17 protein-coding genes are annotated in these 14,302 nt (G+C 66.3%); all 17 read left to right on the top strand.

Going from position 1 to position 14,302, the window contains the following annotated elements; genetic code table 11:
* Positions 1-79 precede the first annotated feature (79 nt).
* Positions 80-1,225 (top strand): ADP-forming succinate--CoA ligase subunit beta, encoded by a 1,146-nt coding sequence (gene sucC / locus O9271_RS12820; protein ID WP_298270333.1) that lies wholly within the window; start codon positions 80-82, stop codon positions 1,223-1,225.
* The gene (gene sucD / locus O9271_RS12815) at positions 1,222-2,094 is read left to right on the top strand and encodes a succinate--CoA ligase subunit alpha (RefSeq protein WP_298270330.1); all 873 of its coding nucleotides are present in this window, start codon (positions 1,222-1,224) and stop codon (positions 2,092-2,094) included. Before sucC ends, sucD begins: the two co-directional genes overlap by 4 nt.
* Positions 2,095-2,219: 125 nt before the next feature.
* Positions 2,220-2,642: a nucleoside-diphosphate kinase gene (gene ndk, locus O9271_RS12810; protein WP_298270328.1), complete on the top strand. Its 423-nt coding sequence runs from the start codon at positions 2,220-2,222 to the stop codon at positions 2,640-2,642.
* Between the two features lie 148 nt (positions 2,643-2,790).
* Positions 2,791-3,291 (top strand): DUF177 domain-containing protein, encoded by a 501-nt coding sequence (locus O9271_RS12805; protein WP_298270884.1) that lies wholly within the window; start codon positions 2,791-2,793, stop codon positions 3,289-3,291.
* A 45-nt stretch (positions 3,292-3,336) separates the two neighbouring features.
* Complete coding sequence (gene rpmF, locus O9271_RS12800; RefSeq protein WP_291263349.1) at positions 3,337-3,519, top strand: 50S ribosomal protein L32; 183 nt, start codon at positions 3,337-3,339, stop codon at positions 3,517-3,519.
* Positions 3,520-3,521: 2 nt separating this feature from the next.
* Entirely contained in the window at positions 3,522-4,562 is a 1,041-nt protein-coding gene (gene plsX / locus O9271_RS12795; protein WP_298270325.1) for a phosphate acyltransferase PlsX, read from the top strand.
* Positions 4,559-5,551, top strand: coding sequence for a beta-ketoacyl-ACP synthase III (locus tag O9271_RS12790; protein WP_298270323.1), 993 nt, complete (start codon positions 4,559-4,561; stop codon positions 5,549-5,551). The genes plsX and O9271_RS12790 overlap by 4 nt, the downstream gene beginning before the upstream one ends.
* 57 nt (positions 5,552-5,608) lie before the next feature.
* Positions 5,609-6,562, top strand: a complete 954-nt coding sequence (gene fabD, locus O9271_RS12785; RefSeq protein ID WP_298270321.1) for an ACP S-malonyltransferase — start codon at positions 5,609-5,611, stop codon at positions 6,560-6,562.
* A 14-nt stretch (positions 6,563-6,576) separates the two neighbouring features.
* Positions 6,577-7,338, top strand: a complete 762-nt coding sequence (gene fabG / locus O9271_RS12780) for a 3-oxoacyl-[acyl-carrier-protein] reductase (RefSeq protein ID WP_298270318.1) — start codon at positions 6,577-6,579, stop codon at positions 7,336-7,338.
* A gap of 115 nt (positions 7,339-7,453) precedes the next feature.
* Positions 7,454-7,693: an acyl carrier protein gene (locus O9271_RS12775; RefSeq protein WP_291164872.1), complete on the top strand. Its 240-nt coding sequence runs from the start codon at positions 7,454-7,456 to the stop codon at positions 7,691-7,693.
* Complete coding sequence (gene fabF, locus O9271_RS12770; RefSeq protein ID WP_298270315.1) at positions 7,693-8,934, top strand: beta-ketoacyl-ACP synthase II; 1,242 nt, start codon at positions 7,693-7,695, stop codon at positions 8,932-8,934. The genes O9271_RS12775 and fabF overlap by 1 nt, the downstream gene beginning before the upstream one ends.
* A 66-nt stretch (positions 8,935-9,000) precedes the next feature.
* A complete protein-coding gene (locus O9271_RS12765) occupies positions 9,001-10,200 on the top strand; it encodes a CofH family radical SAM protein (RefSeq protein WP_298270314.1) in 1,200 nt (399 codons plus the stop codon).
* Between the two features lie 2 nt (positions 10,201-10,202).
* Complete coding sequence (locus O9271_RS12760) at positions 10,203-11,072, top strand: menaquinone biosynthesis protein (protein WP_298270312.1); 870 nt, start codon at positions 10,203-10,205, stop codon at positions 11,070-11,072.
* 30 nt (positions 11,073-11,102) lie between these two features.
* On the top strand, positions 11,103-12,170 hold the full coding sequence (gene mqnC / locus O9271_RS12755) for a cyclic dehypoxanthinyl futalosine synthase (RefSeq protein ID WP_298270309.1): 1,068 nt from the start codon (positions 11,103-11,105) through the stop codon (positions 12,168-12,170).
* A gap of 8 nt (positions 12,171-12,178) precedes the next feature.
* Positions 12,179-12,661: a 2-C-methyl-D-erythritol 2,4-cyclodiphosphate synthase gene (gene ispF, locus O9271_RS12750; RefSeq protein WP_343213911.1), complete on the top strand. Its 483-nt coding sequence runs from the start codon at positions 12,179-12,181 to the stop codon at positions 12,659-12,661.
* A 69-nt stretch (positions 12,662-12,730) separates the two neighbouring features.
* Positions 12,731-13,357: a DedA family protein gene (locus O9271_RS12745; RefSeq protein WP_298270305.1), complete on the top strand. Its 627-nt coding sequence runs from the start codon at positions 12,731-12,733 to the stop codon at positions 13,355-13,357.
* A gap of 11 nt (positions 13,358-13,368) precedes the next feature.
* A complete protein-coding gene (gene xerD / locus O9271_RS12740) occupies positions 13,369-14,292 on the top strand; it encodes a site-specific tyrosine recombinase XerD (protein WP_298270302.1) in 924 nt (307 codons plus the stop codon).
* The last annotated feature ends 10 nt before the right edge of the window (positions 14,293-14,302 follow it).

Genomic DNA, 14,302 nt, shown 5'->3' with positions numbered 1-14,302 from the left:
CGGGCAGGCTCGTATTGCCCTCCACCGGTGCGACCACCTAGCATTGAACCGCTGACATTCCCCAGTCCTTGGAGAGCGCGTGAACCTACACGAGTATCAGGCAAAAGAGCTGTTGCGGGCGGCCGGTGTGCCGATTCCGCCCGGCGAAGTCGCCACGACCGCCGATCAGGCGGAAGCCATCGCCACGAAGTACGGCACCGCGGTCATGGTGAAGGCCCAGGTGCATGCCGGTGGTCGCGGCAAGGCGGGTGGCGTGAAGTTCTGCCCCACCCCGGACGTGGCGAAGGAGAAGGCCACCGCCATTCTGGGCATGACGATCAAGGATCTCACGGTGGAGAAGGTGCTCGTCACCGTTGCCGCGGACATCGGGTCCGAGGCGTATGTGGGCATCATCGTCGACCGCGCCACCAAGAAGCCCGTCTTCATGGTGTCGGCCGCCGGCGGCATCGACATTGAGGAAGTGGCGGCGACCACGCCCGAGAAGATCCTCTACCACCCGGTGGACACGCGCTACGGGCTGCTGCCCTTCGAGGCCATGCGCATGGGCTTCTTCCTGTACAAGGATGTGAAGCTGGCCCGTCAGGCCGCGAAAATCATGCAGCAGCTGTACACGGCGTTCATGAACGCCGGCTGCTCGCTCGCCGAGATCAACCCGCTGGTCATGACGCCGCAGGGTGAGCTCATCGCGGTCGACGGCAAGATGGTGATCGACGACAACGAACTCGATCGTCGTCCCGAGATTGCCGCGCTGCGCGACGAAAGCAGCGAAGCGCCGAGTGAAGTGGAGGCGCGCAACGCGAACCTTACGTTCATCAAGCTTGACGGCAACGTGGGGTGCGTGGTGAACGGCGCTGGCCTCGCGATGGCCACGATGGACCTCGTGAAGTACTACGGCGGCGACCCCGCCAACTTCCTCGACATCGGCGGTTCGTCGAACCCCGAGAAGGTCGTGAACGCGCTGCGCATCATCACGTCGGATCCGAACGTGAAGTGCATCCTGTTCAACATCTTCGGCGGCATCACGCGCACCGACGACGTCGCCAACGGCATCGTGACCGCGACGAAGCAGAATCCGCTGAAGGTGCCCATTGTCATCCGTCTCACCGGCACCAACGAGGAGCTCGCGTTGCAGATCCTGAAGGAGAACGGCTTCTCGGCGTCGAGCGACATGGACTCGGCCGTGCAGCGCGCCGTGGAACTCGCCACCACGGGAGGTGCGGCGTGAGCATCTTCATCGACAAGAGCACCAAGCTGGTGGTGCAGGGCATCACGGGCCGCGACGGTTCGTTCCATGCCAAGCAGATGATCGAATACGGGACGCAGGTCGTGGCCGGCGTGACCCCGGGCAAGGGTGGCCAGACGTTCGAAGGCACCGCGCCCATTTTCGACACCGTGCACGATGCGGTGCAGGCGACCGGCGCCAACACCTCGGTGATCTACGTCCCGCCCATGTACGCGGCCGATGCGATCATGGAAGCCGCGGCGGCGGGCGTGAAGTTCATCGTCTGCATTACTGAAGGCGTGCCGGTCCTCGACATGACGAAGGTGTATCCCTTCGTGAAGGAGCATGGCGCGCGTCTGCTTGGCCCCAACTGCCCGGGGCTCATCACGCCGGGGGAAAGCAAGGTGGGGATCATCCCCGGCCGCATCTGCGCGCCCGGTCCGGTGGGTGTGGTCAGCCGCTCCGGCACGCTCACCTACGAAGTCGTGAACGCGCTCACCAAGGCTGGCATCGGCCAGAGCACGTGCGTTGGCATCGGTGGTGACCCGATCAACGGCACCAACTTCATCGACTGCCTTGCGGCGTTCGAGAAGGATCCGAAGACGAAGGCCGTCGCCATGATGGGCGAAATTGGTGGCACCGACGAACAGGAAGCCGCCGACTTCGTGAAGAACCACATGACCAAGCCGGTCGTGGGGTTCATCGCCGGTCAGACGGCCCCGCCGGGCCGCCGCATGGGTCACGCGGGCGCCATCATCTCGGGCTCGGCCGGTACGGCCGCCGAGAAGATCGACGCCTTCAAGGCCGCCGGAATGGGCGTGGCCCAGCGCCCGGTCGACTTCGTGGAGCTGATCCAGGCCCGTCTGGGGTGACGGTCTTGTGGCGGGCGCCGCTTTCTTCGGCGTCCGCTCTGGTTATCTTGCGCGCGGCGGGGGCTTTGGCTCCCGCCGCGCCGTGCTTCTGGCGCCTGTGTTCACCATTCGACCCCTCCCGGACCATGGCTGGTCGCCGCACTCTTACCATCGTCAAGCCCGACGCCTTTGCCGCCGGCAACGCGGGCAACATCATTGCGCTGCTCGAGCGTCAGGGCTTTCAGGTGAAGGCCGCTCGCGTCATGCACCTGACCACGGCGCAGGCAGGCGCCTTTTACGAAGTGCACGCGGCCCGTCCGTTTTACGGCGAACTGGTGGAGTTCATGACCAGTGGCCCGTGCATGCCCCTGATCCTCGAGAAGGACGACGCGGTGGCAGCCCTGCGCACTGCGATCGGTGCCACGGACCCGGCGGAAGCGGCGGAAGGGACGGTGCGGAAGCTGTACGCCGAATCGAAGGGGAAGAATGCCATCCACGCCTCCGACTCCGACGAGAACGCGGCGCGCGAAGCGCGGTTCTTCTTCGCCGAAGCCGACGTCATCGCCTGAAGAGGCGGGCGCCACCGGTCGGCGTGAGCCCACCGCGGTGGCTGCCAGCTAACTCCGCACGGTGGCGACACTTGTCTCCACCGGACGCGGAGCGAAAAGTAGCGCCAGCCCTTGTGTGTCGGGGGCTGGCGTTCTACGTTACACGGCTATGCTGTGCTTTGACATCCGCGGTCTGGAAGCCCGTGCAGAGGTCGTCGACGATTGGCTCGATGCCGGGGATTCCGTGTGGGAGGCAGGTGAGTCGCGTCCGGTCGATCCCGGGGTGCACGTGACAGGCCGTCTCTCCGCTGCGGGACACGGTCGTTTTTACTTCAGCGGCCATTTCGAAGGTACAGCACTCGCGGAGTGCCGGCGGTGTCTGGCCGAAGCGAGTGTATCGGTGTCCGACGACGTGCAGTTGATCTTCGCCGAGTCCGGTGTGGACGAGGCGGGGGAAGACGATGTGGTCGTGATTCCTGCAGGTGTGCGAGAACTCGATCTGCGTCCGGCGATGCGCGAGGAGTGGCTGCTGGCCGTTCCGTCATTCGCGCTGTGCCGTGACGATTGCCGCGGGCTCTGTCCGGCGTGCGGCGCTGATCGAAACGCGGGGGACTGCACCTGTCCTCCACCCTCTGATCCCCGGTGGGATGCGCTGCGCGATCTGCGCTGAGCGCCTGCCGGTCCTTACGTCTCGAAAAGTTCAGGTCAGCATCCCATGGCCGTACCGAAGCGCCGTACCTCGAAGCGGCGGAAGCGCGCCCGCAACACGCACAAGACCGCGCCCGCCATCGTGATCCAGTCGTGCCCGCAGTGCGGCACGGCGAAGCGCCCGCACCGCGTTTGCGCGGAATGCGGGTACTATGCGGGCGAGCAGCGGGTAACGGCGCAGGAAGCGTAAGCTTGGCGCGCATCGCCGTGGATGCCATGGGGGGCGACTTTGCCCCCCGGGCCCCCATCGCGGGCGCCGTGCAGGCGCTCGGCGCGCTCGCCCCCGAACACCACATCGACCTCGTCGGCCCCACCGCCGTTATCGAAGCGGAGCTCGACGCGCTCCTTGGCGGTGAGCTCGAGGGTCTGTCGCACGTCCGTGAGCGCCTTGCCATTGTCGAGGCGCCCGACGTGATCACCATGACCGACAAGCCCTCGGTCGCGTTGCGTGGCAAGACCAACAGCTCCATGGTGGTCGGCATCAAGCGCGTCGCCGAGGGGCATGCGCACGCGTTCGTCTCCGCCGGCAACACCGGGGCGCAGATGGCCGCGTCACTTGTGCTGCTCAAGCTGCACGCCGGGCTCACCCGGCCGGCCATCGGCACGATCTTCCCAACCGCCAAGGACCCTATCCTCGTGCTCGACGTTGGCGCCAATGTCGATTGCGCCGCTGAGGAGTTGGTCCAGTTTGCGCGCATTGGTACGGTCTACGCGCGTGCCCTGCTTGGGCGCAGTGAACCGGCCGTCGGCCTGCTGTCCATTGGCGAGGAGCCGGAAAAGGGCAACGTGGCGGTGAAAGAGGCCCATCAGCGCCTGCTGGGAGCCGGCCTCAACTTCCTCGGCAACGTCGAGGGGCGAGACCTGCCGCGCGGCGTCTGTGATCGCGGCCCCATCGACGTGGTCGTCTGCGATGGGTTCACCGGCAACATCCTGCTCAAGTTCTACGAGAGCATTGGCCCCATGCTCATTGGCATGGTATCCCACGTGGCCGGCCTGGACGCGCGCAAGGTGGCCGGCTCTCTCAAGCAGCTCGATGTCGATGAGTACGGCGGGGCGCCGCTGCTGGGCGTACGTGGGGTCTCGATCATTTCCCACGGCAAGAGCTCGCCCCGGGCCATCAGCAACGCCATCCTGGTGGCGTTGCGGGCGTACGAGTCGGGGATGACCGACGAGATCGGTCGCCGGCTTGCCGAGTCGATGCCGCAGGCGTCCCCCTCCGGAACTGCCTCATGAAGCGACCGTTTTCGTACATTGCCGGGACCGGGCACGCCGTGCCGGCCAAGGTGGTCACCAACGCCGATATCGCGGCGATGGGCATCGACACCAACGACGAATGGATCGTCGAGCGGACGGGCATTCGCCAGCGTCATATCTGCGAACCCAACGAGTCCCTCGCCTCGCTCTGCGCCAAGGCGTCGCAGCAGGCCATGGCCAAGGCGGGAGTAACCGCCGGCGAGATCGACGTGATCATCGTGGGGACCGCGTCGCCCGATCACTTGCTGCCGTCCCAGGCGGTCGAAGTCCAGACGGCGCTTGGCGCATCGCGCGCCGCGGCCTTCGATGTGGCCTCCGCCTGCTCGGGATGGCTGTATGGCGCCATCGTTGGTGACTCCATGATCGCGAGCGGTGCGGCCGACACGGTCCTGGTTATCGGCGCCGAGAAGTTGAGCGCGATCGTCGACTGGAGCGACCGGAACACGTGCATTCTCTTTGCTGACGGCGCAGGGGCCACCGTACTGCGCCGCGCGAAGGGGGAAAAGCGGGACAGGGGCATCCAGTCCACGTTCATGCGCTCGGATGGGGCTCTGGCCGAGCTGCTGTGGCGGCCGGCCGGTGGCGGCGCCGAACCGTACTCACCGGAAGCCGGGAGCCGCGCCTGCATCCAGATGGCGGGTCGTGAAGTCTTCAAGCATGCGGTGCGCTCCATGGCCGAGGCCACCGATCGTGCGCTCGACAGCGCGCGCATCACGGCCGCCGATGTGGACCTGCTCATTCCCCACCAGGCGAACATCCGCATCATTGAGGCAACGGCCAAGCACGCCGGCATCCCCATGGACAAGGTGTTCGTGAACGTCGATCGCTTCGGCAACACCTCCGCCGCGTCCATTCCCATTGCGCTGAACGACGCCATGGAGCAGGGGCGCATCCGGGAAGGCAGCACGGTGCTCTTTGCGGCCTTCGGTGCGGGATTCACGTGGGGCTCGGTCGTGGCCCGCTTCTAGACGCGTCAGGCGCGGACGCCTCGGCGCCGCTCCTCACTTCAGCCCTTTCGTATCGCGATGGCCATGGAATTCGTGTTCCTGCTCCCTGGACAGGGGTCGCAGAAAGTCGGCATGGGGAAGGATCTCTACGAGGCGTTCCCTGCGGCGCGTGACGCCTTTCATGCGGTCGACGATGCCGTGGGCGCGGCGCTGTCGACCCTCGCCTTCGAAGGACCCGCCGACGAGCTGACGCGAACCGTGAATGCGCAGCCCGCGCTGCTGGCGCACAGCGCGGCGGTTTGGGCCGTGGTCCGCGACGCCGTCGGTACGCGGGCCGTCGCGGCAGCGGGCCACTCCCTCGGTGAGTTCTCGGCGTATCACCTTGCGGGCACGCTCGACCTGGCGGCCGCCGCGCGCCTCGTACGGCGCCGCGGCTCGCTCATGTATGAGCAGGGCGTTGCGCGTCCCGGAGCCATGGCCGCCATTCTCGGGGTCCTGAGCATCCCCATCGATGACCTCTGCGCCCGGGCGACCGCGGAGCGCGGGCTGGTGGTGCCCGCCAACTACAACAGCGAAGAGCAGGTGGTCATCTCGGGGGAGGTGGCCGGCGTGGAGCGGGCCATGGAGCTGGCCAAGGAGTCCGGCGCCAAGCGGTGTCTTCCGCTGCCGGTCAGTGGTGCCTTCCACTCGCCGCTCATGGCCCCGGCCGTTGACGGTCTGGCTCGTGCGCTCGAGGCCGAAACGTGGCACGACCCGGTCATTCCGGTGGTCGCCAACGTCAACGCCTCGGCGGTCACCACGGCGGCCACGGCGCGTGAGCTGCTGCTGCTGCAGCTCACGGCGCCGGTGCAGTGGACCCGTGTCATGCGCACCCTGGCGGACCGGTATCCGTCCGCGCTGTTCGTGGAGGTCGGGACGGGGGCGGTACTCACCGGCCTGGCGCGTCGCATTGCGCCCGAGGTGCAGACCATGGCAGTCGGCACGGTCGCCGACGTGGAGAAGTTCGTTGCGCTCATTTCACAGAACTCCTGACAGGTCAATACGTTATGTCCACTGGTCGGAAGATTGACCTGAGCGGCCGCGTGGCGCTCGTGACGGGGTCCACCCGAGGCATCGGGCGCGCCATTGCCAGCACGCTTGCCGCCGCCGGTGCCCGGGTGGCGGTGACCGGACGCGATCTGGCGAAGGCCGAGGCGGCAGCGGCTGAGCTCGCGGCGGCCACGGGTGCCGAGGTTCGCGGCTATGCGGCTGATGTCGCCGATGTTGCCCAGGCCACGGCGCTGATCGAGGCGGTCGAACGGGACTTCGGGCAGCTCGACATTCTGGTGAACAATGCCGGGCTGACACGGGACAACCTGCTGATGCGTCTCAAGGACGACGACTGGAACGCGGTCATCGACGCGAATCTGCGCGGGGCCTTTGCCACCTGTCGGGCCGCAACGCGCGGGATGATGAAGCGGCGGTGGGGCCGGATCATCAACGTCGCCAGCGTCGTGGGGCTGATCGGCAACAAGGGGCAGACGAATTATGCGGCTAGCAAGGCAGGGCTCATCGGCCTCACCAAGTCGATCGCCAAGGAACTGGCGTCGCGGAACATCCTGGCCAACGTTGTGGCGCCCGGATTTATCGAGACGGACATGACGGCTGCCATGACCCCCGAGGCTCGGGCCGGCATGAGCGCCGGCATCCCCCTCGAACGCCTCGGCACCCCCGAGGACGTGGCGGGCATGGTACTCGTGCTCGCGTCGGACCTGACCGGCTATGTCACCGGGCAGGTATTCGTGGTGGACGGCGGCCTGGTGATGTAGTCGGGCGCATGGGTGGCTCCGTCCTGCGGGATTCTCCCGGGAGGGCCTCCCTGAGACGCCGTGCCATGGCTAAGTTCTCCATTCTCACTCCAACAACATCAGAGGAACCGTTCCCATGTCGGATAACGCGTCGAAGATCAAGGACATCATCGAGAAGGAACTCGGCGTTGAGCGCGAGAAGCTCACCCCCGAGGCGAGCTTCATCGAAGACCTCGGCGCGGACTCGCTCGACATCGTCGAACTGGTCATGGAGTTCGAGAAGGAGTTCAACATCGACATCCCCGACGAGGATGCCGAGAAGCTGCGTACCGTGGGCGACGCCATCGCGTACCTCGAGGCGAAGGTCGCGGGCTGATGCGGCGTCGGGTCGTCGTCACGGGTCTTGGGGCGATCACGCCCGTCGGCAACGACGTGGCGACGACCTGGCAGTCGCTGCTGGGCGGAGTATCGGGGGGCGCGCTCATCACCAAGTTCGATGCGTCGGACTTCAAGGTGAAGTTTGCCTGTGAGGTGAAGGGCTTCGATGTGGGGCTGTACATGGACCGCAAGGAAGCCAAGCGCGCCGACCTCTTCACCCAGTACGCCATGGCGGCGTCCGTGCAGGCCATGCGCGATGCGGGGTTAGAGGAGGGGGGCTACGTCCCCGAAGACTTCGGCGTGATCATCGGGAGCGGCATCGGTGGGCTGGCCACGATGGAGGACCAGCACTCGGTGCTCATGCAGTCGGGGAACCGGCGCATTTCGCCGTTCTTTATCCCCATGTATATCGCCGACATCGCGGCCGGTGTGGTGTCCATGCGCTTCAACGCCAAGGGCCCCAATTTCGCCACGATGTCCGCGTGTGCCACGAGCGCGCACGCCATTGGCGAGGCGTTCCGTACCATCTCCTACGGCGACGCCGACGTGATGCTGTGCGGCGGTACGGAGGCGTCGGTGTTGCCCATGGCCATCGGTGGCTTCGGCAATATGACGGCGCTCTCCGAGCGCAACGATTCGCCGGCCACCGCGTCACGTCCATTCGACGCCACGCGCGACGGCTTCGTGCTAGGGGAGGGCGCAGGCGTGGTGGTGCTCGAGGTGCTCGAGCATGCGCTCGCGCGCGGGGCGCGCATCTACGGCGAGGTGGTGGGGTACGGCGCCACCGGTGACGCGTACCACCTCACCGGCCAGCCGGAAGCGCACGAGGGGCTGCAGCGCGCCATGCGCAAGGCCATGGCCGACGGCAGGGTGCCACCCACCGAGGTGACGTACATCAATGCGCACGGCACCTCCACGCCGCTCAATGATCCGAACGAAATCCGGGCCATCAAGACGGTGTTCGGCGATCATGCGTCCGCGCTCTCCGTCAGTTCGACCAAGTCGGCCACCGGGCATATGCTCGGCGCGGCCGGTGGCGTGGAGTTCATAGCCTGCGCGCTGGCCGTGCGCGACAGTATGATTCCTCCCACGATCAACTACAGCACGCCCGATCCGGACTGCGATCTCGACATCACGCCGAACACGCCTAGGGCGCGTCCGGTGGAGGTCGCGCTCTCCAACAGCTCCGGCTTCGGCGGTCACAACGTCTCGATCGCGCTCCGACGCTGGCACGGGTAAGCCCGTCGGGGCGTATATCGAGATGACGCGCGGCGTGGTGCCGTGCCGACGCCTGGATATGTCCTGATGCCGCTCGCAGTACCGTTCGACCTCGACACGCTGCGCGATCCGGCGCTGCGCCCCATCGGCGAAAAGCTGGTGCGCGGCGAGCGCCTCACGATTGCCGACGGCCATACCCTGTACACCAGCCCCGACATCCTCGGGGTGGGGGCCATGGCCAATGCCGCCAACCGCGCGCGCCACGGCGACCGGGTGACCTTCGCGGCCAACCAGCACATCAACCCCACCAACATCTGCGTGCTGCGGAAGACGTGCGTCTTCTGTGGCTATGCGCGCCTGCCGAAAGAAGAGGGCGCCTACCGGTATTCCCTCGAGCAAGTCCTTGCGGAATCCGACCGCGCGGACGGCACGATCACGCGCGAGTTCCATATCGTCGGCGGCCTCGACATGCAGGCCGGGTTGGCGTACTACACCACGATGTTCCGCGCGCTCAAGGCGCGTCATCCGCAAGTGCACATCAAGGCGTTGACCGCCGTCGAGATTGCGCACATTGCGCGGATCGAGAAGATGGGCCGGGATGAGGTGCTCCTCGCCTTGCGCGAGGCAGGGCTCGACACGCTCCCCGGCGGCGGGGCGGAGACGTTCAGTGCAGCCGTGCGCGAGCAGATTGCCGACAAGAAGCTGGGCGGGGCCGAGTACATTGACGTGCACCGCACGGCGCATCGCCTCGGCATCCGGTCCAACTGCACGATGCTCTACGGTCACGTGGAGACGATTGACGATCGCATGCAGCACCTCGACATGTTGCGCACCCTGCAGGATGAGACCGGCGGCTTTCTCGCGTTCATCCCGCTGGCCTATCACCCCGACGACAACGAACTCGGGGTGACGCTGGGCCGGCAGGGGACCAGCACGACTGGCTTCGATGACCTTCGCAACTTGGCGGTGGGGCGTCTCTTTCTCGACAATTTCGAACACATCAAGACCCACTGGATCATGGTGGGCACCCCCGTTTCACAAATCGCGTTGCACTTCGGCGTGAACGACATCGAAGGCACCGTCGTGCGCGAGAAGATCTACCATGCCGTGGGAGCGAGCACGCCGCAGGGCATGACGCTGCCCCAGCTGCTGCAGCTCATTCGTGGCGCCGGCAAGCAGCCGGCGGAGCGGGATTCGTTCTACCGGGTCATCCGTGAGTTTGCGGTGGACGACGTGGGCGAGGACGTCACCGCTCCCGGCGACGCGCTCGTCCCCGCGGTGACCTGACGATGAGCGACACGGGGCGCGCCGCGCTGCGGGTAGGACGCATCCGGTACATCAACTGCTACCCGGTGTACGGGGCCATCGAGCGCGGCATCGTGCCACTCGATGGGACGTTGGTGGACGGGGTGCCGACGCAGCTCAACCGCCTCATGGCCACGGGTGACATCGACATCAGCGTGGTCTCGGCTGTGGAGTACGCGCGGGACGCGCACCAGTTCCTGCTGTTGCCGGAGCTGGGGATCACGAGTGACGGACCAGTCCGCAGCGTGATGCTCTTCAGCACGCGTGATGCACGCGATCTCGGTGGCCGCCGGGTGGTCGTGAGTCGCAGCAGCATGACGTCGGTGCACCTGCTCGAACTCCTGTTCGAGCATGTCTGGAAGTGCCGCCCCGAGTTCGTGCCTGGCGACGCCGAAATGGGTGACATTTCGCGTTTCGGCGACGAGGCACACGACGCGCGCCTTGTCATCGGCGACGCCGCCCTCACGTTGTTCGATGCTGCGCGTCGCGGGGGACTTTGGGCCGAGCGCTATCCGTTCATCGAGGACCTCGGGGCGGTGTGGAAGCGGTGGACGGGGCTCCCGTTCGTCTTTGCCGTCTGGGTGGCGCAGCGGCGCACTCCGGTGCACGCGGCGCTGGGGGCACACGCCTCGCTCATCGCTTCGCGCGACTGGGGACTGGCCCATCTCGACCAGCTGTCTGCCCAGGCCGCTCTGGCCAGCGGGGTGCCCGTGGAGACCTGCCGCGAGTACTTCGCCGGACTCGATTACCGTTTGTCGTATCCGCACCTCGCGGGACTCACCGAGTTCTTCCGTCGGCTCGTATTGGCGGGTCGTGTTCCTGATGGGACGTTGGCATTCCTGCCCGCTGCCTGACCGCATTCCCGCTCCATACTCGTGACCGTCATGCGTGATCTTCTCGATTTCTACACCAACGCGCCGCTGCTCGAACTGGGCCTCGAAGCCGATCGCATTCGCGAGCAGAAGCATCCGCTTGGCGTCGTGACGTACATCGTCGATCGGAACATCAACTATACGAACGTGTGTGTAGCCGATTGCGGCTTCTGCGCGTTTTATCGACGGCCGAAGCATGGGGAGGGGTATACCCTCTCATACGAGCAGATCGGCGAGAAGATCGAGGAAACGAAGGCGCTCGGCGGTGTGCAGATCCTGATTCAGGGCGGCCACAATCCGTACATCCCGTTCGAGTGGTACCTCGATCTGCTGCGCTACATCAAGATGTATCACCCGATTCACATCCACGGCTTCTCCCCGAGCGAGGTGGATTTCTTCGCCACGCGCTTCCGCATGGACGCCACCGATGTCATCCGCGAACTGAAGGCCGCGGGGCTCGACTCCATTCCCGGTGGCGGTGGCGAAATTCTCGTGCAGCGGGTGCGGGACATCGCGGCTCCCAAGAAGGCGGGTGCCGATCGCTGGCTCGAGATCATGGAACTGGCGCACAATGCCGGCATGAAGACATCGGTGACTATGATGTACGGCATTGGCGAGACGCTGGCCGAACGCATCGAGCACCTGCAGCGCGTGCGTGAACTGCAGGCGCGCACGCATGGCTTCACGGCGTTCATCACGTGGCCGTTGCAGCCGGAGAACACGCCCACGATGTCGCACATGCCCAAGACCGATGCCGTGACGTACCTGCGCACGGTTGCCATGTCCCGCATTGTGCTCGACAACATTCCCAACCTGCAGTCGAGCTGGGTTACCATGGGGATGAAGGTGGGACAGATGGCCCTGCGCTACGGCTGCAACGACTTCGGGTCGCTCATGATCGAGGAGAACGTGGTGTCGGCCGCGAACACGACGCATCGTACGACCACCGACGAGCTCGACCGGCTCATTGTCGACGCGGGCTTCACGCCGGCGCGGCGGCGGCAGGATTACTCCATCATCAGCAGCGACGACGGGGTGTCGATGGCTGCTCCCGTTGTGGCGGCCACGGCGGCGGCGTGACGACGTCGATGGGACTGCGCGTGGGGATCGGCTATGACTCCCATCGGTTCGGTGAGGGCGGGCCCATGCGACTGGGCGGCATCGACGTTCCAGCGTCCATGCACTGTGCGGGACATTCCGACGGCGATGCCGTGTGTCATGCCATCACCGATGCCGTGCTGGGCGCCGCCGGCCTGGGCGATATCGGCGAGATGTTCCCCGATACGGACGCCGCCAACAAGGGGAAGGACTCCGTCGTGATGCTCGCCGCGGCCGTCGCGCGCCTGCACCAGGCGGGATGGCGGGTGGGCAACGTGGATGTCACCGTGATCACGCAACAGCCCAAGATCGGCCCGCATCGGGCGGCGATGCGGGAACGGCTGGCCGCGGTGCTCGAGATCGAGGTGGCGGAGGTGTTCGTAAAGGGCAAGACGAACGAGGGCCTGGGCTGGATTGGTCGAGGTGAGGGATTGGCCGTCATGGCGACGGCGTCCGTCATCCGACGCGACTGATGATGTGCGGCGATCCCGCGCCGTGCACGCGCCGATCGCCCAGCCGTCCCCCCGGCACCGGGAGGCAACATGACTGAGCTCATGGCGTGGTTGACGTCGCTTCCCGAGGCCCTGTTGTACGGGGCCATCATCGCGGCGGCTTTTCTCGAGAATGTCTTTCCGCCGCTCCCTGCCGACACGGTGATTGCGCTCGGCGCGTTCGTGGCTGCGCGCGGCAACGGGACCGAATGGGGCGTGTGGCTGGCGACCATGGTGGGTAACGTGGGAGGCGCCATGCTCATGTATGGGTTGGGTCACCGCTACGGTCTCCCGTGGATGATGCGGCGCTTTCCTGCCATGGTCTCACCGTCCGCAGCCGACCGCTTTGCGGAGCGATTCCAGACGCAGGGGCTGTTCGCGGTGATGGCGAGTCGCTTCCTGCCGGGCGTGCGCGCGCTGGTGCCGCCCATGGCGGGAGCGTTGGGCATCGGCGCCGTGCGTGCCGCCATTGCCATGACACTGGCATCCGGCGTGTGGTACGGGATCGTGTGTGTCCTGGCGTTTCGGGCCGGCGCGAACGCAGATCAGTTGCTGGCGCGCATCGGGGAGCAGCAACGCCTGCTGGCGATCGGCGCCGGTGTGCTTGCCATGATGGTGGTGGCGATTGTCGCGTGGCGGATGCGCTCGTCGCGCGCGGGCGGCGGGCCCCACCAGTGACATCTCCGGCGTTGCCTGACCGTGGCGACGACTGGCGCCGTCTGCAGCAGGGGTTCGCCCTGCAGCTGTTCGAGGATGCCTTGGCGCTCGAGGCGGGGGCCTCACCCCGGACCATCGACGCGTATCGGCGCGATGTGCTGCGCTGTGCGGTGTTCATGCGCGCGCAGGGGATCACGACGGTCGGTGCCATCACCGCCGCGGCGCTCCGGGAGTTCATCTACCACCTCAAGGATCTCGGCCTGGCCGGCAGCTCGATCCGTCGCAACATCTCGGCGCTCCGCACATGGTATCGGATCCTGCTTGCCGAAGGGGTGGTCACGACCGATCCCACGGAGCGGCTCGACTCCCCTCAACGGTGGCGGACCTTGCCCGAGGTCCTGAGCGTGGAGGAAGTGACGCGACTGCTCGCGGCGCCGCAGCTCGAAGAACGTCTGGCGTTTCGTGACCGTGCCATGCTCGAACTGGCCTACGGCGCCGGACTCCGGGTGTCGGAATGGATCGGCCTGGCGGTCAAGGACGTGCTGCTTGAGGAGGGGCTCGTGCGCGTGTTCGGCAAGGGCAGCAAGGAACGCCTCGTCCCGATCGGGCGCTCGGCGATCGGCGCCGTCGCGGTCTATGTGCGCGAACTCCGGCCAGTGCTGGAGCGGGGGCAGGGGAAGGGGCTGCTGTTTCTCAACGGACGCGGCGCGCCGTTGACGCGCATGGGGGCCTGGAAAATTCTGCGCAAGTATGTGGAACAAGCGGGACTCGAGAAAGCCGTGTCCCCGCACACACTGCGCCACTCCTTTGCGACCCACCTGCTGGAGGGAGGCGCGGACCTGCGTGCGGTGCAGGAGATGCTGGGCCACGCCGACATTGCCACCACGCAGATCTACACGCACGTGGACCGCGAGTATCTTCGGAGTGTGCACAAGCAGTTCCACCCGCGCGCCTGACCTCTAGCTT

Source organism: Gemmatimonas sp. (assembly GCF_027531815.1).
Lineage (GTDB): Bacteria > Gemmatimonadota > Gemmatimonadetes > Gemmatimonadales > Gemmatimonadaceae > Gemmatimonas.
The sequence above is the reverse complement of the archived record's forward strand: the minus strand, read 5'-3'. Positions and strand labels throughout refer to the sequence as shown.

Bases quoted from the DNA above. Each gene is read 5' to 3' on its own strand.
- O9271_RS12760 (WP_298270312.1), top strand. From the start codon at position 10,203: ATGAGCGACACGGGGCGCGCCGCGCTGCGGGTAGGACGCATCCGGTAC.
- fabF (WP_298270315.1), top strand. From the start codon at position 7,693: ATGCGGCGTCGGGTCGTCGTCACGGGTCTTGGGGCGATCACGCCCGTC.
- O9271_RS12745 (WP_298270305.1), top strand. From the start codon at position 12,731: ATGACTGAGCTCATGGCGTGGTTGACGTCGCTTCCCGAGGCCCTGTTG.
- mqnC (WP_298270309.1), top strand. From the start codon at position 11,103: ATGCGTGATCTTCTCGATTTCTACACCAACGCGCCGCTGCTCGAACTG.
- fabG (WP_298270318.1), top strand. From the start codon at position 6,577: ATGTCCACTGGTCGGAAGATTGACCTGAGCGGCCGCGTGGCGCTCGTG.
- O9271_RS12775 (WP_291164872.1), top strand. From the start codon at position 7,454: ATGTCGGATAACGCGTCGAAGATCAAGGACATCATCGAGAAGGAACTC.
- O9271_RS12765 (WP_298270314.1), top strand. From the start codon at position 9,001: ATGCCGCTCGCAGTACCGTTCGACCTCGACACGCTGCGCGATCCGGCG.
- ispF (WP_343213911.1), top strand. From the start codon at position 12,179: ATGGGACTGCGCGTGGGGATCGGCTATGACTCCCATCGGTTCGGTGAG.
- O9271_RS12790 (WP_298270323.1), top strand. From the start codon at position 4,559: ATGAAGCGACCGTTTTCGTACATTGCCGGGACCGGGCACGCCGTGCCG.
- fabD (WP_298270321.1), top strand. From the start codon at position 5,609: ATGGCCATGGAATTCGTGTTCCTGCTCCCTGGACAGGGGTCGCAGAAA.
- O9271_RS12805 (WP_298270884.1), top strand. From the start codon at position 2,791: ATGCTGTGCTTTGACATCCGCGGTCTGGAAGCCCGTGCAGAGGTCGTC.
- ndk (WP_298270328.1), top strand. From the start codon at position 2,220: ATGGCTGGTCGCCGCACTCTTACCATCGTCAAGCCCGACGCCTTTGCC.
- rpmF (WP_291263349.1), top strand. From the start codon at position 3,337: ATGGCCGTACCGAAGCGCCGTACCTCGAAGCGGCGGAAGCGCGCCCGC.